At 58.6% G+C, this 20,960-nt stretch carries 19 protein-coding genes and 1 tRNA gene; 10 read left to right on the forward strand and 10 right to left on the reverse strand.

Annotated elements, in window-relative coordinates; genetic code table 11:
* Nucleotides 1-17 precede the first annotated feature (17 nt).
* The 6 genes from NE637_RS02905 (at nt 18) to NE637_RS02930 (ending at nt 6,028) form a co-directional block, all read left to right on the forward strand.
* Entirely contained in the window at nt 18-788 is a 771-nt protein-coding gene (locus NE637_RS02905) for a 3-deoxy-manno-octulosonate cytidylyltransferase (RefSeq protein WP_022658329.1), read from the forward strand.
* The gene (locus NE637_RS02910) at nt 789-1,568 is read left to right on the forward strand and encodes an acyltransferase (protein ID WP_227117772.1); all 780 of its coding nucleotides are present in this window, start codon (nt 789-791) and stop codon (nt 1,566-1,568) included. It abuts the gene before it with no gap.
* A 79-nt stretch (nt 1,569-1,647) separates the two neighbouring features.
* On the forward strand, nt 1,648-2,283 hold the full coding sequence (locus NE637_RS02915; RefSeq protein ID WP_227117770.1) for an HAD family hydrolase: 636 nt from the start codon (nt 1,648-1,650) through the stop codon (nt 2,281-2,283).
* 89 nt (nt 2,284-2,372) lie between these two features.
* Complete coding sequence (locus NE637_RS02920; protein ID WP_227117768.1) at nt 2,373-3,371, forward strand: hypothetical protein; 999 nt, start codon at nt 2,373-2,375, stop codon at nt 3,369-3,371.
* 142 nt (nt 3,372-3,513) lie between these two features.
* Nucleotides 3,514-3,933 carry a YbjQ family protein gene (locus NE637_RS02925; RefSeq protein ID WP_192111290.1) on the forward strand — a complete coding sequence of 140 codons (420 nt, stop codon included), beginning with the start codon at nt 3,514-3,516 and terminating at the stop codon, nt 3,931-3,933.
* A 343-nt stretch (nt 3,934-4,276) separates the two neighbouring features.
* A complete protein-coding gene (locus tag NE637_RS02930; protein ID WP_227117766.1) occupies nt 4,277-6,028 on the forward strand; it encodes a methyl-accepting chemotaxis protein in 1,752 nt (583 codons plus the stop codon).
* A 105-nt stretch (nt 6,029-6,133) separates the two neighbouring features.
* Here the strand turns inward: NE637_RS02930 and truA are convergent, their stop codons facing one another.
* The 4 genes from truA to thiD form a co-directional block, all read right to left on the reverse strand.
* A complete protein-coding gene (gene truA, locus NE637_RS02935) occupies nt 6,134-6,913 on the reverse strand; it encodes a tRNA pseudouridine(38-40) synthase TruA (protein ID WP_192111292.1) in 780 nt (259 codons plus the stop codon).
* Complete coding sequence (locus NE637_RS02940; protein ID WP_227117764.1) at nt 6,913-8,142, reverse strand: MotE family protein; 1,230 nt, start codon at nt 8,140-8,142, stop codon at nt 6,913-6,915. Before NE637_RS02940 ends, truA begins: the two co-directional genes overlap by 1 nt.
* 31 nt (nt 8,143-8,173) lie before the next feature.
* Nucleotides 8,174-8,611 (reverse strand): flagellar export protein FliJ, encoded by a 438-nt coding sequence (fliJ, locus tag NE637_RS02945; protein WP_192111293.1) that lies wholly within the window; start codon nt 8,609-8,611, stop codon nt 8,174-8,176.
* A gap of 120 nt (nt 8,612-8,731) precedes the next feature.
* A complete protein-coding gene (gene thiD, locus NE637_RS02950) occupies nt 8,732-9,535 on the reverse strand; it encodes a bifunctional hydroxymethylpyrimidine kinase/phosphomethylpyrimidine kinase (RefSeq protein ID WP_192111294.1) in 804 nt (267 codons plus the stop codon).
* A gap of 247 nt (nt 9,536-9,782) precedes the next feature.
* Between thiD and NE637_RS02955 the strand changes: the two genes are divergently transcribed.
* From NE637_RS02955 to NE637_RS02965, 3 genes are read left to right on the forward strand one after another with little or no spacing between them, the layout of a single operon-like run.
* The gene (locus NE637_RS02955) at nt 9,783-11,168 is read left to right on the forward strand and encodes a hypothetical protein (protein ID WP_227117762.1); all 1,386 of its coding nucleotides are present in this window, start codon (nt 9,783-9,785) and stop codon (nt 11,166-11,168) included.
* Nucleotides 11,168-11,731: a bifunctional adenosylcobinamide kinase/adenosylcobinamide-phosphate guanylyltransferase gene (locus NE637_RS02960; RefSeq protein ID WP_227117760.1), complete on the forward strand. Its 564-nt coding sequence runs from the start codon at nt 11,168-11,170 to the stop codon at nt 11,729-11,731. The genes NE637_RS02955 and NE637_RS02960 overlap by 1 nt, the downstream gene beginning before the upstream one ends.
* Nucleotides 11,725-12,426 carry a hypothetical protein gene (locus NE637_RS02965; RefSeq protein ID WP_227117758.1) on the forward strand — a complete coding sequence of 234 codons (702 nt, stop codon included), beginning with the start codon at nt 11,725-11,727 and terminating at the stop codon, nt 12,424-12,426. Before NE637_RS02960 ends, NE637_RS02965 begins: the two co-directional genes overlap by 7 nt.
* Nucleotides 12,427-12,530: 104 nt before the next feature.
* Here NE637_RS02965 and lon read toward each other — a convergent pair whose 3' ends face one another.
* The 6 genes from lon to selD all read right to left on the reverse strand — a co-directional run bounded on the left by lon (nt 12,531) and on the right by selD (nt 20,029).
* Nucleotides 12,531-14,969, reverse strand: coding sequence for an endopeptidase La (gene lon / locus NE637_RS02970; protein ID WP_192111298.1), 2,439 nt, complete (start codon nt 14,967-14,969; stop codon nt 12,531-12,533).
* A gap of 300 nt (nt 14,970-15,269) precedes the next feature.
* On the reverse strand, nt 15,270-16,562 hold the full coding sequence (clpX, locus tag NE637_RS02975) for an ATP-dependent Clp protease ATP-binding subunit ClpX (RefSeq protein WP_192111299.1): 1,293 nt from the start codon (nt 16,560-16,562) through the stop codon (nt 15,270-15,272).
* 1 nt (nt 16,563) lies between these two features.
* Nucleotides 16,564-17,172 carry an ATP-dependent Clp endopeptidase proteolytic subunit ClpP gene (clpP, locus tag NE637_RS02980; RefSeq protein ID WP_192111300.1) on the reverse strand — a complete coding sequence of 203 codons (609 nt, stop codon included), beginning with the start codon at nt 17,170-17,172 and terminating at the stop codon, nt 16,564-16,566.
* 97 nt (nt 17,173-17,269) lie between these two features.
* Nucleotides 17,270-18,613, reverse strand: coding sequence for a trigger factor (gene tig / locus NE637_RS02985; RefSeq protein ID WP_215647073.1), 1,344 nt, complete (start codon nt 18,611-18,613; stop codon nt 17,270-17,272).
* A 28-nt stretch (nt 18,614-18,641) separates the two neighbouring features.
* Nucleotides 18,642-18,725, reverse strand: a tRNA-Leu gene (locus tag NE637_RS02990).
* Between the two features lie 245 nt (nt 18,726-18,970).
* Entirely contained in the window at nt 18,971-20,029 is a 1,059-nt protein-coding gene (selD, locus tag NE637_RS02995) for a selenide, water dikinase SelD (protein WP_227117755.1), read from the reverse strand.
* 167 nt (nt 20,030-20,196) lie between these two features.
* Here selD and NE637_RS03000 point away from each other — a divergent pair, with 167 nt between their 5' ends.
* The gene (locus NE637_RS03000) at nt 20,197-20,898 is read left to right on the forward strand and encodes a M15 family metallopeptidase (RefSeq protein ID WP_227117753.1); all 702 of its coding nucleotides are present in this window, start codon (nt 20,197-20,199) and stop codon (nt 20,896-20,898) included.
* Nucleotides 20,899-20,960 lie beyond the last annotated feature (62 nt).

Here is a 20,960-nt window from a genome sequence, read left to right on the forward strand (position 1 = left end):
CCACAAGGAGCCGTCAGATGAACATCATTGCCATCATTCCCGCGCGTATGGGGTCCAGCCGTTACCCCGGCAAACCGCTCGCCCTTATCCACAACGTTCCCATGGTAGGGCATGTGGCCTTTCGCACGGCCATGAGCAAGTGCCTTTCCGCCACCTATGTGGCCACCTGCGACGAGATCATTGAAAATTACTGCAAGGACGCCGGACTCAAGAGCGTCATGACGGGCGACCATCACGTGCGCTGCTCAACGCGTACCGCAGAAGCCCTGCTGAAGATCGAAGCCGCCACCGGGCAGAAGGCCGATATCGTGGTCATGGTGCAGGGCGATGAACCCATGGTGCGCCCCGAAATGATCGATGCCGCCGTGGCCCCTATGCTGGCTGATCCTTCCATCAACGTGGTCAACCTCATGGCCGATATGGATACCCTTGAGGAATTTGAAGATCCCAACGAAGTCAAGGTCGTTGTGGACCACTTCAACAATGCGCTCTATTTCTCGCGCGAGCCCATTCCTTCGCGCAAAAAGGGGTCGGACAAGGTGCCCATGCGCAAGCAGGTCTGCATCATTCCCTTCCGCCGCGACTATCTGCTGCATTTCAACGAAATGCCCGAAAGCCCGCTGGAAATTTATGAATCCGTGGACATGATGCGCATCCTCGAACACGGCGAAAAGGTGCACATGGTGCCCACCGACTGCCGTTCGTGGAGCGTGGACACCCCTGAAGATCTGGCCCGCGTGGCCCGCCTCATGGAAGGCGATGATCTTATGAAGGAATACCGCAAGTAAATGGCGGGCGAGTTTAATTCCGCCCCCGAGCAAGGGGACAAGGCCGCTGACGGTTCAACAAGCGCAAGCGCCGTGGGAGCACAGACCCACGGCGCTGCCGCCGAAACCTCGGCACCGGCAGGGCAGTCTGCCCAGTCCGAAGCCAAGGCCGCCCAGCCAAAGCCGCATGCAGGGCCCGGGTTGTTCAGCCGGGTGTCGGCGGCGCTTGAAGAATTATGGCTGGCCAGCTTTGCCTGGATCCCCACGCCGGTGGGTCTTGCCTTGCGCCTGTTTGCCTGGCGGTGGCTTTTCAAAAGTTGCGGTTCGGCGCGTTTTGGCACTGGCCTGAGCCTTGCGGGCTGCCGCAACATGCGCATTGGCAACGGTGTGCGCATGGGGCGCGGCTGTTTTGTTACCGCCTCTGACGGCGAGCTTGTGCTGCACGACTGCGTGGCCCTCTCGCCCAATGTGCATGTGGGGGCAGATGCGGGCCGCATAGAAATCGGGGCGCATACCGCCGTGGGGCCAGGAACGGTTATCCGCGCGGCCAACCACTGCATTGCGCGGCAAGATGTGCCAATCATGCATCAGGGACATGTTCCCGGCCAGATTATTATTGAAGAAGACGTGTGGATTGGCGCCAACTGCGTCGTTACGCCAGATGTGCGCATTGGCCGCGGGGCTGTGGTGGGCGCTGGCGCTGTGGTTACGCGCAATGTGGCCCCCTTCAGTATTGTGGGCGGCGTTCCGGCCAAGCTTATAGGCATGCGTGGGCAGGGCGGTCAGAAGCACTGGGATTAATGGGAGCCTTTCATGCTGAAATGCTCTGGCTAGCGGAGGCCATGCGGCCCCGGACTCGAACAGCTTTTCAAGGAATATTATGTCACTGCAATGCCTTGTTTTTGACTGCGATGGCGTCATTCTTGACAGCGTGCCCGTGAAAACACGGGCCTTTGGCCGTCTGATGGAACCGTTTGGCCCCGAGGCGCGCGACCGCTTTTTGATGTACCACAAGGTGCACGGCGGCGTGAGCCGTTACAAGAAGTTTGAGTGGTTTTATGAAGAGGTGCTGGGCAAGACCATAACCCCTGAGGAATCAGAGGGACTTGGCAACCGCTTTGCCGAATATGTGCTGGACGAACTGCGCCGTTGCGAGCTGATACCCGGCATTCAGGAAACGCTTGATTCCTGGCGCGGCAAGCTGCCCATGTTTGTCTGCTCCGGCGCGCCGCACGAAGAAGTGCTGGCCGTGCTGCGCGAGCGCAAGCTGGATGGCTATTTTGACGCCATCCACGGCTCCCCGCCAGCCAAGGCAGTGCTGCTGGCGCAGATTGTGAACACGCAGAAGCTTGACCCCGCCGATGTGCTCATGGTGGGCGACGCCCCCACGGACAGGGACGCAGCCGAAACCGTGGGTACGCTGTTTTACGGCGTGGGGCCGGAACTCAAGGGCGGCTCGTTCCCCTGGGGCGAAGACCTCACGGGCCTGAACTCCTGGATAGCTGCCCGCGCCTAGGTATCCAGCCTGCGGGCAGATTTGCAACCACATGTAACCGCTACTGAACGTCCTGCCTTACAATGCGGGACGTTCGCTCATATACGCCGATGAAAAAAATAGTTCTCGCTCTGCTGCTGGCCCTGAGTGTGGCCCTGCTTGTGACCGCCTGCGATTCCGGCAAAAAGGAAGAAGAAGGCGCAAACGGCAAGCCCGTTGCCGGATCTACCTCCAGCGCGCCTAAGGCGGAAACTGCGGTTCAGGCACAAGCTGTGGAAGAAGCAACCCCGCCTCCCAGCCCTGAAGAACTGGACAGGGCAGACCGGCTGGTGGCTTTTTCCAACGCAGCTTCCATGGCGCTGGCAACAGGGCGCTATGCCCAGGCCGATGTGCTGGCGGCCTACACCAAGTATTATCTGGCAGAGTGGCAACTGGCCAAACGCCCGGAGCTGAATACGGATCAGGATGCCGCCCTTGCCCGCCGCCTGACGCCCCCGGTCAGCCTTTTTACTCCTGAACAGGCCCAAAAAATGGCCGCCTGCGTGCAGGATATGAATAAAGCCATCGTAGACATGCGGGCTGATTATCGCCTGCTCGAAAAGTACGTGTCCGACGAGAGCATTCAGGATAACGGCGTCAAGGGCAAGGCCCTGGCTGCGGAAATACTCAAGGAACATGCGGCCTTTATTGTTGCCCGCGATGCCTATATGGCGATTGTGGAGGGCGAGGCTGCCCCGGCAGAAGATATCTTGCTGCGCAACCACCCGCTCAAACGGCAAATTCAGGCTGCGGAACGCATTTTCGCAGTGTTTGGCAAAACTGCAACCCTGCTTACACCCAGCAAGCCCGACAGAGATGCGCTGAAGGCCCAGCGTGACGAGCTTGCTGCAGCCATTGCAGACGGCGGGCGGCCTCCCTTTATGGCAGCGCCGGAACTGGAGCGCCAGTACCGTGCTTTTCTCAAGCAGGCAGGCAGCTACGCGCAGCTTTTTGACCAGGGGCTTGAAGAAGAATTTTACGTTCCTGTACGGTTTGAAATGAATAAGGCCGCTCTGGCAAGTCGGGCCGCCTACAATGATTTTGTCAAGGTTGCCAATCAGATGCGCTGACGAGTCAATGTTCTGACTGAGCGCGTTGACTCTTTTGTAACGTGCTGTAATTTAATGATTAGGTTTGTTTGGCAAGGCCTTTGCAGTTTGAATGTAAACGGGTGTCAAATACCCGAACATCCATCTGATCTGGAGGTTCAGCATGTTTTTTTTGCTGGGAGGCCACGATAAAAAAAGCCGCAAGGCCGAGAGAACTGTGGGCATTTCTGACGCAAGCGCCAGGGTGCGTGAGGTTTTTCTGGCCGGGCGCTTTCCTGTGGTGACGACGCATCAGGTGGAGGGGAGGCGTATTGCCAAGGTGCTTGGCCTTGTCTGTTGCCGGGGGTTTGACTCGGAAGAAGCTTTTTTTGGCATGGCGGCAAGGGCCATGAACAAGGGCGCACAGGCTATTGTGGGCTATAATGAAAACGTGGCCTTTCACCCCGATGGCAGCAAGTATTTTTCCTGCTTCGGCACTGCCGTGATGTTTGAGTATGACCCTGCCGACCCTGAATCATTGCCGCTCATGCTGCAACAGAAGTTCAAGGCGCAGGAACAATCCGGCCTCAGTGAAATCATCTGATCTGGCTGGTTTCTATATATGCAAAGCCCCCGCTCAATGTGAGCGGGGGCTTTGCATTTGTAACAGGTGCAATGCTGAATGCTAGTTATGGGTGTCAGTTCAATTTTTTACTAATGGGTCTGAGCGCTGTACTACAAGGTTTGTGACTATTTTTGTGCATATCGTAATGGTGTGTTATGTATCATGTTGTTAAGACTAGATAAAAAATATTTTGAAATTATATAAAGTGTTGATAATGTTAAACGATAAGTATTATGAATGTTGCAGCCGTCTATAGAGAGTATATTCTTATACTTTGAATGGATAAACAGCGTAAATTTACAACAGTTTTGAGGGGCATATTATGAGGCTTTCGATAAAGCTCGTGTTTCTTGCAGTGTTATTAACGGCATTTTCGATAATTATTGGATTTTTTTCTGTTGCTGGGATGTCTTCTATAAATAAAGACGTCAAGGATATTTCTGAAAACTGGCTTCCAACAATCAAGGTTGCTGGTGAAATTAATAGCATGGTGAATGAATACAGGCGCAATGAGCTGGTTCACATTCTCACAACAGATGAATCATTGATGCGTCAGTATGAAAACAAGATACAGAATTTGACCGGCAGTATTAATGAAAAAGTTAAAGAATATGAAAAACTAATCTCTGAGCCTGAAGAAAAAGTTGCATTCCCCAAGTTTCTTGCGGCATGGAAGACCTACACGGAAAATCACGCGAAGGTTGAGGCCCTATCCAAAAGCAACAATACCGAAGAAGCCGTCAAGTTGGTGCTTGGCCCGGCCAGAGCGCAGTATGTTGAAGCCCTTGATCAGCTAAAAGTTATTATTGATATCAATAACAAGGGGAGCAAGGCTTCAGCTGCTGACGCGGAAACTTCATACAAACGAGGGAAGCTGCTTACGATCTCGTTGATAATTGCGGTAATGCTCGCTGCCACAGCTATTTCCATTTTGATTATCAGGGGTGTGACGAAGCAGCTTGGCGAGGATCCCGGTTATTTGCATCACGTGGCATCGGAAATAGCCGCCGGTCAGCTTGATCTGGCATTCAAGCCGTATTCCGGCGATGGCGGCGTTTACGGTGTGCTCATAAAAATGGTTGGCAACCTCAAAGCCAAAATTGCCGAAGCAGACAGCAAATCGCAGCAGGCCGCGCAACAGGCTAAAGCCGCGCAGGAAGCAACCGCTCTTGCCGAGGAGGCAACTCGCCGGGCAGAGCGGGCCAAGGCGGAAGGCATGCTCCAGGCTGCCCAGCAGCTTGAAGGGATTGTGCAGATCGTGTCGTCCGCGTCAGAAGCGCTTTCTGAACAGATTGTGCAGTCCAGCCGGGGGGCTGACGAGCAGTCTGGCCGTGTGCGTGAAACCGCAACGGCCATGGAGGAAATGAACGCCACTGTGCTGGAAGTGGCCAAGAATGCCCAGCAGGCAGCGGATGTTTCGCATCAGACCAGGGAACAGGCCGTGGAAGGCTCGCAGATACTCGACGATGCTGTTAAGGGCATTGAATCCGTCCACACGCAGTCCATTGCCATCAAGGAAGATATGGATGCTCTGGGCAAGCAGGCGGAGAGCATCGGCCAGATTATGGGGGTCATTGCCGACATCGCCGACCAGACCAACCTGCTGGCGCTGAACGCCGCCATTGAGGCCGCTCGCGCGGGTGATGCTGGCAGAGGTTTTGCCGTCGTTGCGGATGAAGTGCGCAAACTGGCGGAAAAAACCATGTCTGCCACGCAAGAAGTGGGTCAGGCCATTACGGGCATTCAGGCTGGCACCCGCAAGAATATCCAGAATGTCGAGCAGGTTGCCGTGACTATTGAAAGTGCAACCACCATGTCGGTACGTTCCGGCGAATCGCTCAAGAAAATCCTTGAGCTCGTCCATCTGGTCAACGATCAGGTTCAGTCCATTGCTACCGCCAGCGAGCAGCAATCCGCCGCCAGCGAAGAGATCAATCAGTCTGTTGAGCAGGTGGCGACAATTTCTGTCCAAACCGCTCAAGCTATGGAGCAGGCTTCCGGTGCTGTTGCAGACCTGACGCAACAGGCTCAGTCACTCCAGCGGGTTATAGAAAAAATGAAAAATCAGGCTTAGTCAAAAGTCATTGGTAAAAGGAAAAGGCCGTTCAGAGATGGACGGCCTTTTGTATTTATGGGCTTTTTGTTTGCGGCAGAGGGGGCACAACAATGTGTGCGGCTATCAGGCCTCGGGGTACACCACGTTCACCAGTGCCAGCCCTTGCGGCGGCGCGGTGACGGAGGGCACATCCCGGCGGTCGCGTGTGGCAAGCAGGGCGGGGATATCCTTTGGCTGCACCTTGCCTTGGCCGCAGGCAGCCAGCAAGCCCGCCATATTGCGCACCATCTGCTTGAGAAAGCCATCGGCAGTCACAATAAAGCGCAGCATGGGCGCGTGCGGCGGATAAAATTCGCAGGGGGGCATTGCGTGCAGCTCGGTTTGCAGCACCGTGCGCTCTGTGCTTTCCACATCCGTACCCACATTGCGTAGCGCGGCAAAGTCGTGCAGGCCCGTCAGGTGGGGCAGGGCGGCGCGCATGGCCTCAATATTCATGGGGCCGCATTTCCACACAAAGGGTGTCAGTTGCGGCGGCATAAAGGTCTGTTCCAGCCAGAACTGATAGGCGTAAGTTTTGCGCAGGGCATCCTTGCGTGCGTGGAAGTCCGGCGCGGCCTGCATGGCTTCCAGCACGCGGATGTCGCGGGGCAAAACAGCGTTGAGGCTGCGCCGCCAGTCCATGTTGGCCCGCGCATCGGGCACATCGCAGTGCACAACCTGCCCGTGGGCATGCACGCCGGAATCGGTGCGGCCCGAGCCGTGGGCGCGTATGTTCTGCCCTGTGATGGTGCGCAGGGCCTTTTCCATCTCGCCCTGAACTGTGGGCGGCGGGCTCGGCTTTTCCTGTATCTGCCAGCCGCTGTAGCAGGTGCCCACATAGGCGATCAAAAGCTTGAGGCGCATTAATCAGGTATCCTCATGCGGGTGATAAGCTCCGTAAGCTTGGCTGTCTTGGCCGGGGAAACGTAGGTGAGGATTTCGCCTGACTGCTTGGGCGACATGCCGGAAAGAATGCGGATGGCCACACGTTCGTCCATGCTTTCCAGAGCCTTGGCGGCTGCTTTGGGTTTCATCATGGAATAGGTGAGAACCAGCCGGTGAACTTTTTCGTTTTCAATGCCCCTGGCCTCGCGGATCATGTCCTGCATTTTCTTTTCAGTTTCCTGAATGTCCTTGAGGCGCTGATCCATCTGCTGGCGCAGCACAAGAATATCCTGCTGCTGGCGCGCCAGTTCCTGGGCCTTGGTGTTGGGGTCGTTGGAATACGCGCCCTGAGGCTGCTGCACCGTGGGGACGGGCAGTGTGCCCGAGCTTTGCCCCTGCGGCAAGGGGGGCAAAAAGCCGTCGCTGTTGCCTGCCGCGCCGCGCGGCGGCAAAGGTGCGCCGTCCGTGCCCTGACCGCGCGGAATGTTTGCCGGTATGGGGGGGGCGCCGGGTATGGTCAGCGGGGCGGTTTGCTCTGCGGGAGCAAAGGGCGATTGCCCGCCAGTGGGCGTCTGGGGAACAGGCATGTCCAGCGCTGCCGCGTGTGCGGCCTGTACGCTGCCAAGGCCGGGGATGGGCAGATTGCTCAGGCCCAGGGCGTCCAGCCATTCGGATTCGCTGGCGCGGTTGGGTCTGGCAGAAACAATCAGGCTACCGGAAGGGGCGGATGTGCCCGGTTCCGCCTGTGGGGCAGGCAGGGCCTGCGGTTCGGGAAAATTTGGAGAAAATGTCTGGCTGGGAGCCTTGGAAGCCGCCGCAGTTTCAGGTGCGCCGCCTGAGGCCGTTGCACGGATAAGCGGTGCGGGCAGGGCGGCATCGGTCACGCTGGTGGTTTGATCAGCATGGGGTTTGACCGCTGCGGCCATGCGGGCGGCGGCAGAACCTTGCGGGTCGCTCTGGCTCTTTTCAGTTTTGTCCTTGATGTTGTCTACAACAGAATCAAGGGCCGAACCCATGGACGAAAGTGTAGAACTGACGCTTTGCGCCAGACCAGAGGGGGCCGCATCAGCAACAGGAGCCACGGTTTCAGCCTGCTCCTGCCCATTGCGCGGCTCGTTCACGGCTACCGTGGCATCCTTGGGCGATCCGCCAAGCCAGGAGGGCACGGGCACATCCAGCAGCAACAGGCCGAGGATGGTAAGCTTCATAAAGCAGAGCACCGCCAGCCAGCGGAATAGCTTAGAGAGCCGGAGCTTTGTAGCGGAGTGTGGCTGTTTCGTCATTGACGCGTTGCTCCTTCAGTTGTTCCTCACGAATATACTGCTGGTTTTGGCGTTCCTTGAGCTTTTCCAGCAGTTTTTTTTCAATGGCGCGCGCAGCCAGCAGTTTGCGGGCTTCGTCAACAAGCTGTTCGTGCATGCGGGTCTGCAAGGCGGCATTGGCTACATCGCCCCGCAATCCTTTTACATACTGCTCCAGCAGCCAGCGTTCCGCCTGCGGCACAAGGGCTGATTCAAACAAACGGTCTTCGGTCTGTCGCAGTTCAGCCTTCAGGCGTTCAAAAAGTGCGCGCGCTTCTTCCAGGAGTTTCTGCTTGTTGGCCAGATCAACCTTGGCTTCTTCTTCAAGCTGTTCCCGGTAGTCGAGTATTTTCTGTAACTTGAAACGAAAAGGCACGCCGCACCGCCTTGATTTTGACGCCCTGAATATCCACAGGGGGAATCTGCAAACAGTGGGCCAATCCGCCTGCCATGCGGCGGCGGAAAAGGGCCCTGCGGCTGACAGGCGGGCAAATGCCTATTTGATGTTTAAATCCGCAGCGTGGTTTACCGGGCCGCAGCCCTTGCCGGGGGCATAGCTTTTACGCAGGGCAAGATTAAGAAATTCCTGCGCCCGGGTTACAGCAACCTGTAGGGGCAAACCACGCCCAAGCCCTGTGGCGATGGCGGCAGAAAGCGTGCAGCCCGTGCCGTGGTTGTTTTCCGTCTCCACCTTGGCCTGAGGGAGGTGTTTGGGCTGTTCGCCGGGCACGCACAGGCAGTCTGTAACAACGATGGAGCTTTCCATGTGCCCGCCCTTGATGAGCACTGCGCGCGCACCCATGGCAAGCAGCTTCTGGCCTGCGGCCTCTGCGTCTTCAAGGCTGCTGATGCTCATGCCGGTGAGCATTTCCGCCTCGGGGCGGTTGGGGGTCAGCAGGTCGCAGCCGGGCAGCATTTCTTCCACCAGTGCTGTCACGGCGTCTTCCTGCAACAGGCGGCTGCCGCTCTGGCTCACGGAAACAGGGTCAACCACAAGGGGGAAGTCGCGGTTGCGCAGTTCGTCCGCAACGGCGCGGATGATGGGGGCAGAAAAAAGCATGCCTGTTTTTGCGGCCTTGACGGAAAAACCTTCAAGCACCGTGCGCAGTTGCAAGCGCACAAAATCGGCATCCGGCGCATGAATTCCTGTAACGCCCAATCCGTTCTGCGCGGTAAGGGCGGTGATGACGCTCATGCCGTAACCGCCGAGCGCCATGATTGTTTTCAGGTCAGCCTGAATGCCGGCGCCGCCGCCGGAATCAGAACCGGCAATGGTGAGGATGTTGGCAGGGGTATGCATAAAAAGCCTCTCATAAAAAACTGCGTACGAATTTGCCTACTATACCCCGCCGCCCGTTGGGGTGCAATGCGGGCAATGTCTGCCCCGTATCCAGAAACTCTCTGGAAAATGTCTTCACAGCGCAGGGAAGCAATGCTAGCATTTACGCGCAATAAACGGAAATAATGGCTCGGTATGCCGTTTTTGCGGCGCTCAGGGCTGTACCCGTTGTGCCACGGCCCCATGCCTGCCGCATTAGGAGAATTTTATGAAATTGGAAAAAAAGCCTCTGGACGTGCCGGACATTGTGAATATGCCCAAGCCCCGTCCCGCACGCGCGGGCGCGCGCAAGGCCGTGGTACTGGCGCTGCTGGCTGTTTTGGCGCTGGGCGGCGCGACCTACTGGCTTACACGCGATAAATCAACCCGCGACCAGTGGAAGGACAAAGCCGCCGACATCATAAACAATGCCACCAGCGGCACTCCGCTGGCCGGTGTGGGTGATGTGCTGCGCGATGCGCCGCCGCCCCCGCCCATTTCTGTTGTCAGCCCGCCCACCTCCCCCGGCACTCTGGCCGGGCAAACAGTGCAGGGCAGCGTGGGTGCGCCTGTAGATGGCTCAACGCCTGCCGGGATGTATCCGCAGCAGAACGGGGCGCAGATGCCCCAGAAGGTGACGGAAGACAGCCACATCCGCATGGAATTTGTGGAAGATCTGGCGGCCTTTGTTGTGGCCCGGTTCAAGCCCGGCCCGCAGAGCGGCACGCTGAACGTTAGTGTGCAGGCGCTCAATCAGCGCTACGGTGCAAAGTTTGCCAATGTCACTGACGGCAAGGGCGGGCGCGAAGCCCTGCTGCGCTATGCCTTTCACCCCACCATGCTGCGCGGGCTGTACACCCTCTATGCGGACCGCTTTCTGGACGCCGTCAACCGCGATGCTGCCTCCAAGGGCTTTACGCCAGAGCAGATCCGCCAGTTGCACATGGCGCTGGCCGGGCGTCTTGTGATTCTGGCTGGCGCGCTTGAAGGCGTGGCCACTGTTCCCAATCTTGATGCCCGCCTGCGCGAGCAGGACAAATCCGCGCAAGGGGTAGTGGAAATTAACGCCCAGATGGCCGAAGCCGTGTTTGCGGTAGACCAGTTGCGGGAGAGCAATGCTCCCGAAGCGCAGATATCCACAGCGCAACTGCGGGTGGACGGCCTGAGCGCCCGGTACCGCCGTGCGCTTGAGGAACGCGCCGCCTTGCAGCGCACCCTGGTTGCGGCCATACGCCAGAACGGCGGGCAGACGCTGGATGATGATTCCCTGCTGTTTGTGGCCCAGTGGGTTGACCGCCGCCTGCGCGCAGACGCTCAGGCCCTTGCCTCGGTGCAGGCCTCGGCGGGAGTGTTGCGCGATCTGGCGCGGCGCAGCGCACAGGCCGGAACAGGTACGCCGTTCCAGCCGCAAAGCCCCGCACCGGGGGCGATTCCTAATGGCGCAGGCAATGCCGTGCCAAATGTGGCCCCTAATGCCGCACAAAACGCCGGGCATGTGCAGACCTCCCCGCAGCTGACCCCGCCGCAGGGGCATGCGGCCCCCGCGCTGCCTGCAGAAAACTCGCTTGGCGGCACAGAACGTGCGCCAGCCCCCCGCGTGGGCGGTCAGCAGTAATGGGCGCAGCAGTTCTTTTTGTTGGCGGCACACGCAGCGGCAAAAGCGGTCTGGCACAGCGCTGGGCCGAGGCGCAAGCCCCGCAGCGGCTATATCTGGCCACGGGCCGCGCGGACGATGAAGAAATGGCGGCGCGTATTGCCCGGCACAAGCAGGAGCGCGGTCAGGGCTGGCATTGCCTTGAAGAGCCGCTTGACCCGGCTGGCGCTCTGGCATCGCAGATGTCTGCGGCCCAGCCCGACGGCAAGGGGCCGGGGGTTGTGCTGTTTGACTGCGTGAGCCTGTGGGTAGCCAATCTTATGGCTGCGGACATGACGGAAAGGGATATTCTTGACCGCGTGGAGGCTCTGGCCGCCAGCATTGAGGCCTATCCCCTGCCGCTGGCGCTGGTGAGCGTGGAGGCTGGCCTTGGCATGGTTGCCATGTCGAGCCTCGGACGTCGTTTTCAGGATACGCTGGGCCTTGCCAATCAGGCGCTGGCCCGCGTGTGCGGCACGGTACTTTTTGTAAGCTGCGGTCTGCCCCTTGTGCTCAAGGGCCAGTTGCCGGAGGAAATATGCTGAATTTTGTTGGGCGGACTGCCAGTGTGGAAGTGGGTGTAAAAGATGCGGGCTGCAGAGGCTTTGCTCGTGTGCCTTACCATTTCGCAGCGGCCCTGCTGTGGGCGGCGGTTGTGGTGCAGTCCGGCTTTGCCTTTGCCGCAAATGATCCGCGCCAGTGCATTCTGGAAGCTGGCGGCGCTGTGGACAAGTCTGACGTGGCAGCTTTTGAGCGGCAGGTGGATGTGGACGCCATTCTTGAGCAGGCGCTGAATCTTTTTGTGCGCCGCGCGCAGGATCCGGAGGCGGCAAAGGATCTGCCGCCCATGGTTGCCTTGCTCTTTACGCAGGCGGCGTCCAAGGAGGGCAACGTGCGCTCCCTGTTGCTGAACGAAACCCGGGCCTTTGTGCTCAATGGCATTTCTTCCGGCGCATTTGCTGGCCGCAAGCCTTCGGGCAATACCGCGCAGGGGCTGCTTGCTCCGCTGTTTGCCGATGCCTCCACCGGGCGCAAGGAAATCAAAAACGTGGGGCAGGCCAGGCGCGATGGTGATGGCTGGCTTGTGCCCTTTGTGGTGCATGACGGCGGCAACGGCGAATCCTATGACGTGACGGGCCGGGTGACATCCGCTAACGGCGAGATGCGCCTGACCTCTGTAGCCAATATGGAATCCCTGCTGCGCAAGGTGGCGGCAGAAAGCCGCGCTGTGGAGCCGTAGCAGATTCTGCTGACTTGGTGCACCAGGCACCAGCAAGGAATTAAAAAAGGGAGCCAGATGGCTCCCTTTTTTTATCGCTGATTTTTTATCACTTTCGCCGTGCGCTACTGCGCAGGCTGATTCTTGTCGTCATCGTGCTTTTCGGGCCGCAGAATGCGGCTGATGGGCAGCGCCGTGGCCCGGCCGGAGAAGATTTCTTCTGCCGTGGCGGCAAGGGCCTGAGGCAGCACTTCATCCACATGGTCAACAAAAACGATCTCCAGGTCGCGCAGCACTTCGTCCGGCACTTCCTTGAGGTCTTTTTCATTATCGCGGGGCATGATCACTTTTTTGATACCGCTGCGGCGCGCTGCCAGCAATTTCTCTCGCAGCCCGCCGATGGGCAGCACCCTGCCGCGCAAGGAGATTTCGCCGGTCATGGCTACATCGTTGCGCACGGGAATGCCCAGCAGGGCGGAGGTGATGGACGTCGCCAGGGTGATGCCCGCCGAGGGGCCGTCCTTGGGCGTTGCGCCAGCAGGCACGTGCACGTGGATATCTATCTTGCGGTGGAAGCGGGGATCAAGGCCCAGCACTTCAGCCCGTGAACGCACATACGAAAGGGCCGCCTTGGCAGATTCCGTCATGACTTCGCCAAGCTGACCCGTAGTCACCACATGGCCGGAACCTGCCATGAGGCTGGTTTCGACCAGCAGAATTTCGCCGCCGCGCTGGTTATAGGCAAGGCCAGCGCACACACCCACCTGAGGTTCGCTTTCGCGTTCGTCATGGCGGTATTTTTTTACGCCCAGCATGGAAGGCAGGCTCTGGCGGGAGATGTTGACGCACTTTTCGGTGTCGTCGTCTTCCACAAGCTTGATGGCGGTTTTGCGGCACAGGGCGGCAATTTCGCGTTCAAGGTTACGCACCCCGGCCTCGCGCGTGTAGGAGCGGATGATCTCGAGAATGGCGTTGTCCGACACGCGGATGTTGCCTTCCTTGAGGCCGTGCTCCTCCAGCTGGCGGGGCAGCAGGAAGCGGCGGGCGATGTGGCGTTTTTCCGTTTCAAGGTAGCTGTTGAGCTCGATGATCTCCATGCGGTCAAGCAGCGGCACAGGGATGGAGTGCAGCGAGTTGGCCGTGGTGATAAAGAAAACTTTGGAAAGATCATACTCCAGATCAAGGTAGTGATCCATGAAGGTATTGTTCTGTTCCGGGTCGAGCACTTCCAGCAGGGCCGAGGCGGGGTCGCCACGGTAGTCGGAGGTCATCTTGTCCACTTCGTCCAGGCAGAAGAGGGGATTGTTGAACTTCACCCGCTTGAGGGACTGGATGATCTTGCCCGGCAGCGCGCCCACATAGGTGCGGCGGTGCCCCCGGATTTCGGCCTCGTCGCGCACGCCGCCAAGGGAGAGGCGCACAAAATCGCGCCCTGTGGCGCGGGCCACGGACTTGGCAAGCGAGGTTTTACCCACGCCGGGGGGGCCGACAAAGCAGAGGATGGGGCCTTTGAGCCCCTGGGAAAGCTTCTGCACGGCAAGGTATTCCAGAATGCGTTCCTTGGGCTTTTCAAGGCCAAAGTGGTCGCCGTCCAGAATTGCGCGCGCCTTTTCAAGGTTGATGTCTATCTGCTTGAGGTCGTTCCAGGGCAGATCCAGAATCCAGTCCACATAGTTGCGCACAACCGTGTATTCCGCCGCAGAGGGCGGCATGCTGCGCAGCTTTCTGGCTTCGGAGAGCGCCTTTTCGCGCGCTTCTTCCGGCATATCGCGGGCCTTGAGCTTCTGCTCTATTTCGTCAACTTCGGCCTGGGGGTCGTCATCGCGCCCCATTTCCTTGTTGATGGCCTTGATCTGCTCATTGAGGTAATATTCGCGCTGGTTGCGCTCCATCTGCACCTTGACGCGGTTCTTGATGCGCTTTTCAACCGTGGCAAGGGCCACCTCGCCCTGCAAAAGCTCATAGGCAAGCTCAAGGCGCTGGGTGGCGTCGTCGATCTCAAGGGCTTCCTGCTTTTTGCGGTAATCAACCTTGAGGTGCGGGATGATGGCATCGGCCAGAGGGCCGATTTCCTGCAAGGCAAGAATGGAGAGCACGGCCTCCTGCGAAATCTTTTTGTTGTTCTTGCCGTATTCTTCAAGCGCCTCGTGCACGGCGCGCACCAGAGCCTCGCGCTCTTCGGGGCGGCTCTGCTTTTCGGCGCGGCGGCGCACGCCCACCATGGCGCACTGCTCGTCTTCGTGCAGGTTTTCCCAAGTGGCGCGATATACGCCTTCAAACAGCACCTTGATGGTGCCGTCGGGCAGGCGCAGCATCTGAAGCACCTTGCTGACCACGCCTACAGGCGAAAGATCCTGAGCATCGGGCTTTTCCAGCTCCGGCTCGCGCTGGGCCACAAGAAATATCTGCTTGCTGTAGGTGGCCTGTGCGGCTTCGATGGCCTTGATGGAGGCCTCGCGCCCCACAAAGAGCGGCATGATGGAGCGGGGGAACATGACCACCTCGCGCAAAGGCATGATGGGCAGTTCAATATAAGCGTCAGAGCCGCGCATTTCGTCTGTCATAATTCTCCCCTGAAAAAAAGCCGGACGGCGGCCTGCGCCGCCCGGCGGAACTTAGAGCTTTTTTGCCGTGAAATGCCTGCGTCAGGCGGGGTGTTTGCTGTTGCCCTGCGGCTGGCTGGCCGAAGAGCGCAAGGGTCGCCTTGCAGTCTATTCCACAGCGCGGATTTGAGGAAAACCCGCACGGTGCGCCGCAACTCTAATGTTGCCAACGCGCCAGCTTTAACCTGCGGGGTCAAGCCATTGGCGGTACCCCTTTACGTGCCTGCTGCATGGCAGAACGCGCGCAATTCAGGCGGCTGGCTAAGAGGCCTTGTCGCCCCCGGCCTGGGCCTTGGACGTATCGGCGTTTTCTGCCTTGTCGCCAAACAGCAGCACCGGTTCCTTGCCCTTGTCGATAACAGCCTGATTGATCAGGCATTCGCGCACATTGGGCAGGGAAGGCAGCTTGAACATGATGTCGAGCATGGTGCGTTCCATCACGTTGCGCAGGCCGCGAGCGCCCGTTTTGCGCTCAATGGCTTTGGCGGCAATGGCCTTGAGGGCATTGGGCGTAAAGCGCAGGTCAACATTCTCAAGCTCAAAAAGCTTCTGGTACTGGCGCACCAGAGCGTTCTTGGGTTCGGTGAGAATGCGCACCAGATCGGGTTCGTCCAATTCGTCCACATGGGTGATGATGGGGATACGGCCCACAAATTCGGGGATGAGGCCGAACTTCACCAGATCTTGCGGATGCACCTTGTCGAGCAGTTCGCCAAGGGGCATTTCCTTGCTGGCGCGCACCTTGGCGCCAAACCCCATTGCGCCGCCGCTCATGCGGCCGCCCACGATCTTGTCCAGACCCACAAAAGCGCCGCCCACGATGAACAGGATGTTGCTCGTGTTCATGCGGATAAATTCCTGCTGGGGGTGCTTGCGCCCGCCCTTGGGAGGAATATTGGCCTCGGTGCCTTCGATGATCTTGAGCAGGGCCTGCTGCACGCCTTCGCCGGAGACGTCGCGCGTGATGGAGGGGCCATCGCCCTTGCGGGAAATCTTGTCGATTTCGTCAATATAAATGATGCCCTTGCTGGCGGCTTCCAGATCATAGTCCGCATTCTGGAGCAGTTGCACCAGGATGTTTTCCACGTCTTCGCCCACATAGCCAGCTTCCGTGAGGGTCGTGGCGTCGGCAATGGCAAAGGGCACGCGCAGAACGCGGGCCAAAGTTTTGGCAAGCAGGGTTTTACCGCTGCCCGAGGGGCCGACAAGGAGGATGTTGCTTTTTTCAAGCTCAACCTCGTCGCCCAGGGCGCTGGCGTAAAACACCCGCTTGTAGTGGTTGTGCACCGCTACAGAAAGGATTTTCTTGGCCTCGTTCTGTCCGATGACATACTGGTCAAGGCGATCCTTGATTTCCTGGGGCGAAAGAAGGCGTTCTTCGCTCTGGGGGCTTTCCATCTGGTCGCGGGCGATAATTTCGTTGCAGGCCTTGATGCATTTGTCGCAAATGCTGGCGCCGTCCTGCACGATGAGATTGCGAACCTCAAGCTCGCTGCGCCCGCAAAAGGAGCAGCGCAGGGGTTCGCTCACCGTAGGTTTATCGTTCTTGGCCATATTACTCGCTCTTTTCCTGAGCCATTTCATTGCGCGATACAAGCACGCGGTCAATGATGCCGAGTTCCTTGGCTTCCTCAGGAGTCAAAAAGTTATCGCGTTCGGTAGCTTTGACAATATCCTTGTAGGGACGGCCCGTGTTGTCGGCCAGCATGCGGTTGAGGCGTTCCTTGAGGCGCAGCACCTCGCGCGCGTGGATTTCAATATCCGTGGCCTGGCCCTGAAAACCGCCCGAAGGCTGGTGAATCATGATCTGACTGTTGGGCAAAGCAAAACGCATGCCAGGCTTGCCAGCGGCCAGCAAGAATGCGCCCATGCTGGCGGCGCGGCCCATGCACACAGTCGCCACAGGCGAGGAGATAAAGCGCATGGTGTCATAAATGGCAAGCCCGGCGGTAACAGAGCCGCCGGGGGAATTTATGTAGAGATAGATTTCTTTTTCGGGGTCTTGCGATTCAAGGAAGAGCAACTGGGCGCAGATGAGGGAAGCAACGGTATCGTTGACCTCGGAGCCAAGCAAAACGATGCGGTCCTTGAGCAGACGCGAATAGATGTCATAGGCCCGCTCGGAGCGGCCTGTGGTTTCAATAACCATGGGGACAAGCGACATATGAGCCTCTTGGCACGGCGTGTGGGCCGGTTGGGTGCGGTGTTGCCGCAAAATAAAACCAAAAGGCGGCCTTAAGGCCGCCTCCCTTATACTTCAGTTAGTCCTGAGCGCTGGCGGGTGCGCCCGGCGCGGCGTCGCCCTCGGCTGGCGCCTTGGGCTCCACTTCGGTCACCTTGGACTTGGCGTAGATCAGATCCATGGCCTTGTCGGCCAGCATGCGGTCACGCAGCACAAAGATCATTCCCGAGCGTTCATAGCTTTCACGCAGGGTCTTGAAATCTTCGCCAGTGCGCATGCTCATCTGGTAAATCTGAGTGTTGACCTCATTGTCGGTAACGTCAAGTGCTTCTTTCTTGGCGATGGAAAGCAGCAGAACCTGCGAGCGGGCCAGTTCGTCAGCCTGGGGCTGCACTTCGGCGCGCAGTTCGTCCATGCTTTTGCCAAGAGAATCAAGGCTGCGGCCCTGACGTTCAAAGCGGGCGGCCATGTCGCCCAGCAGGGTGCGCACCTGGGTGTCCACAAGGCTGGGGGGCAGTTCAAATTCAACCATCTTCAGCAGACGGTCAAGCAGGGTCTTCTGCGCGGCGCTCTTGTTGAGGTTGACGCGGCTCTGGGTGTAGCTGCCGGTGATGGCTTCGCGCAGTTTTTCCACGCTTTCAAGGCCAACGGTCTTGGCGAGGTCGTCGTTCAGTTCAGGAAGCTTGCGCTCCTTGATGGCGTGCACGCGTACCTTCATGGTGACGGTTTTGCCTGCCAGATCCTTGGCAAGAAAATCTTCGGGGAAGGTGATCTGGCCTTCGCCTTCTTCGCCGTAGCGGATGGTCTTCACCAGGGCTTCAAAATCTTCAAGAGCCTGACGTTCGCCAAGGGCGAGGTCAAAGCTTTCGGCCTTCACGCCTTCCAGGGGTTCGCCGTTTTCAAAGGCGGCAAAGTCGATGGTGGCAACCTGACCGTCCACAGCGGGGCCAGCGCCTTCAACGGGCACAAGCTCGCCACGGTCGCGGCGGATGCGGTCGATAACTTCCTGCACTTCCTTTTCGTCCACGACCACTTTTTCCTGCTCCACTTCCATGCCTTCATAAGGAGGAAGGGTGAAGGAGGGCAGCACTTCAAATTCGACGCTGTATTCGTAGCCCTGACCGCGTTCAAAGGTGCCCTTGGCGTCCACGTCAACGCCGGCGAGGGGCGAAACGTCGAGCTTCTGCATCACGTCGTTGATGTGGACGTTGATCAGATCCTGGCGGGCTTCTTCATAAATCTTGTCGCGGAAGCGCTGCTCGATGACCGACGCCGGAACCTTGCCCTTGCGGAAACCGTCCAGCTGCACCGATGTTTTGTACAGCGCCACGGCGCCCATGATGGCTGCTTCCACTTCCTGGGCTTCGGTGGTGATGACGACCTTTTTTCTGACCGGCGAAATGTCTTCTGCGCTATATTCCACGAGGGACTCCTTTTCTTGGTGAGGTAGATGGTGCGAGAGGGGGGACTTGAACCCCCATACCAGTGGTGCTGGATTCTAAGTCCAGTGCGTCTACCAATTCCGCCACTCTCGCAAAGCGTGTTTCCATAGCACACTTGCCGGTGGGCTGCAAGCCGTGAGCGGCGCGCCTGATGCCGGGTCTGTGCCGGGCGGGAGGGCGTTAACCGAAAATCTCCGTCATAAATAAGTCGCAATGGCGGTACGGCAAGCAATTTTTTTTAAAAAACTGGCCGAAATTACTATCCCGGTGCGGAGCGCGCGGCGCGTGGACGGCATGCGCCGCATATCCAGCTCAGACTCGGCCGCACCCGTGCGGCTTCAGCGCAGCACCAGGGCTGCGCCGTCAGGCCTTGGTGCAATAATCTCGCCCACCTCGCAGGCCAGATCACCCCCGGCCAGCAGCATTTCGCGGGCCTGCGGCACCAGCTCTGGCGGCACGGCCAGCAGCAGCCCGCCGGAGGTCTGCGCGTCAAAGGCGAGGCTCGTGAGCGCTTCGTCCACGCCGTCTTCCACACGAGTGGAACAAGCCCAATATTTTCGGTTCAGGTGGCTGCCTGCGGGTATAAGCCCATCGCGCGCGTACTCAAGGGCCCGAGGCATGAGGGGCAGTGCCTCGGCATTCAAGACCACGGTAACGCCCGAGGCAAGGGCCATTTCAAGCGCGTGCCCGCCAAGGCCAAAGCCTGTTATGTCTGTGGCTGCGGCGATTTTGAGGTCGCGCACGACGCCTCCGGCAACACTGTTGAGGCGGGAGCACCAGCGTGTTACCTCGGCCTCGCTTTCTTCGGCTCCATCCCAGCGGGCCTTGACCGCAGTGGCGAGCACTCCCGTGCCCAGCGGTTTGGTCAGCAACAGGGTCTGGCCCGGTTTCAGGCCATCGTTGCGGGCCATGTGGGAGGGGTCTATGATGCCCGTGACCGCCAGACCGTACTTGAGTTCCTCGTCCTGCACCGTGTGGCCGCCAGCCAGCACGGCCCCGGCCTCATTCATGGCGTCAAGGCCGCCGCGCAAAATGTTTTCCAGTATGTGCTGCGGGTCGTCCTCTGCCAGAGCCTGCGGAAAAAAGGCCACGTTCATGGCGCTCCACGGCTGGCCGCCCATGGCGTAGACATCCGAAAGCGCGTTGGCGGCGGCAATGCGCCCAAAGGCAAAGGCATCGTTGACAATGGGCGCAAGAATATCCACGGTCTGCACCAGGGCGCAGCCAGGGGGAACGGTCAGCACCACGGCGTCTTCGTTCCGGGCGCGACCAGCCAGAACCCTGGCCTCAAGGTCAGGGCGCGTATCAGACGGCAGGCCGTGTAAAAGTCGCTCCAGGGCCCCTGGAGCCAGCTTGGCGGCTCAACCGGCCGCGCGGGCTTTTTCCAGCAGTTTCATGCTGCGCTCCCTGGTATTTTTGTGTTCATCCGCCAAGTATGCCTTCTTGAAGGTAAAAGGTCAAAATGTGGCATATTGACGACTGAACCATTATAATGTGCAATGCCGAACTGGTGTAACGGGTTTTGCCGTCAGCGCAGGGTGCTGAAAAAATTAAGGAGACGACCATGATTGCGCGCCGTAAATGCGATCCGCTTCTTTTTTTGCAGATGTTGGTGCTGGCCTTGGGAATGCTGTTTCCTTGGCACGCGCAGGCGGCCATGCACGATGGTTTTGTGCATGTCAGCGACAACTGCCAGAATATTATTCAGGAAATACGCTATTTTTCTTCCTATAACTTTGTTGGAGAGCGCATCAACGGATATCTTGCGCCCCAGGCAATCTTGACCGAGCCTGCGGCGAATGCTCTGTGTAAGGCCGCAACTACGGCGGAAGAGAAAGGCTATACCCTGAAAATTTATGACGCCTACCGCCCCCAGTCAGCAGTGGATCATTTTGTGCGCTGGGGCATGAACGCCGCCGACACCCGCATGAAGACGATTTTTTACCCGCAGGTGGACAAGGCGCGGGTTTTTGATCTGGGTTATGTTGCCACGCGCTCCGGGCATTCGCGCGGCAGCACGGTAGACCTCACCCTTGTTGACAGGCAGAGCGGCAAAGAGGTGGACATGGGCACCCCCTTTGACTTTTTTGGCGCGGCCTCGCACCACGGGGCCAAGGGGCTGAGCCCGCAGCAGGAGGCCAACCGGGCTGTGCTTCTGGGCCTTATGGAGAATGCCGGGTTCAAGCGCTATGAGGAAGAGTGGTGGCACTACACGCTTAAAAATGAGCCTTACACCGATACCTATTTCAATTTTCCGGTGGAATAAAATGAGGTACAGCGCATAACTACGGTAGATTTCTTCTTTTCATGCATAACCTTGCGGCGTAG

It is taken from the genome of Desulfovibrio desulfuricans (genome assembly GCF_024460775.1).
Lineage (GTDB): Bacteria > Desulfobacterota > Desulfovibrionia > Desulfovibrionales > Desulfovibrionaceae > Desulfovibrio > Desulfovibrio desulfuricans_E.

Excerpts from the sequence above, each read along its gene's own strand:
- NE637_RS02905 (WP_022658329.1), top strand. The coding sequence starts at position 18 with ATGAACATCATTGCCATCATTCCCGCGCGTATGGGGTCCAGCCGTTAC.
- NE637_RS02910 (WP_227117772.1), top strand. The coding sequence starts at position 789 with ATGGCGGGCGAGTTTAATTCCGCCCCCGAGCAAGGGGACAAGGCCGCT.
- NE637_RS02915 (WP_227117770.1), top strand. The coding sequence starts at position 1,648 with ATGTCACTGCAATGCCTTGTTTTTGACTGCGATGGCGTCATTCTTGAC.
- NE637_RS02920 (WP_227117768.1), top strand. The coding sequence starts at position 2,373 with ATGAAAAAAATAGTTCTCGCTCTGCTGCTGGCCCTGAGTGTGGCCCTG.
- NE637_RS02925 (WP_192111290.1), top strand. The coding sequence starts at position 3,514 with ATGTTTTTTTTGCTGGGAGGCCACGATAAAAAAAGCCGCAAGGCCGAG.
- NE637_RS02930 (WP_227117766.1), top strand. The coding sequence starts at position 4,277 with ATGAGGCTTTCGATAAAGCTCGTGTTTCTTGCAGTGTTATTAACGGCA.
- truA (WP_192111292.1), bottom strand. The coding sequence starts at position 6,913 with ATGCGCCTCAAGCTTTTGATCGCCTATGTGGGCACCTGCTACAGCGGC.
- NE637_RS02940 (WP_227117764.1), bottom strand. The coding sequence starts at position 8,142 with ATGAAGCTTACCATCCTCGGCCTGTTGCTGCTGGATGTGCCCGTGCCC.
- thiD (WP_192111294.1), bottom strand. The coding sequence starts at position 9,535 with ATGCATACCCCTGCCAACATCCTCACCATTGCCGGTTCTGATTCCGGC.
- NE637_RS02955 (WP_227117762.1), top strand. The coding sequence starts at position 9,783 with ATGAAATTGGAAAAAAAGCCTCTGGACGTGCCGGACATTGTGAATATG.
- NE637_RS02960 (WP_227117760.1), top strand. The coding sequence starts at position 11,168 with ATGGGCGCAGCAGTTCTTTTTGTTGGCGGCACACGCAGCGGCAAAAGC.
- NE637_RS02965 (WP_227117758.1), top strand. The coding sequence starts at position 11,725 with ATGCTGAATTTTGTTGGGCGGACTGCCAGTGTGGAAGTGGGTGTAAAA.
- lon (WP_192111298.1), bottom strand. The coding sequence starts at position 14,969 with ATGACAGACGAAATGCGCGGCTCTGACGCTTATATTGAACTGCCCATC.
- clpX (WP_192111299.1), bottom strand. The coding sequence starts at position 16,562 with ATGGCCAAGAACGATAAACCTACGGTGAGCGAACCCCTGCGCTGCTCC.
- clpP (WP_192111300.1), bottom strand. The coding sequence starts at position 17,172 with ATGTCGCTTGTCCCCATGGTTATTGAAACCACAGGCCGCTCCGAGCGG.
- NE637_RS03000 (WP_227117753.1), top strand. The coding sequence starts at position 20,197 with ATGATTGCGCGCCGTAAATGCGATCCGCTTCTTTTTTTGCAGATGTTG.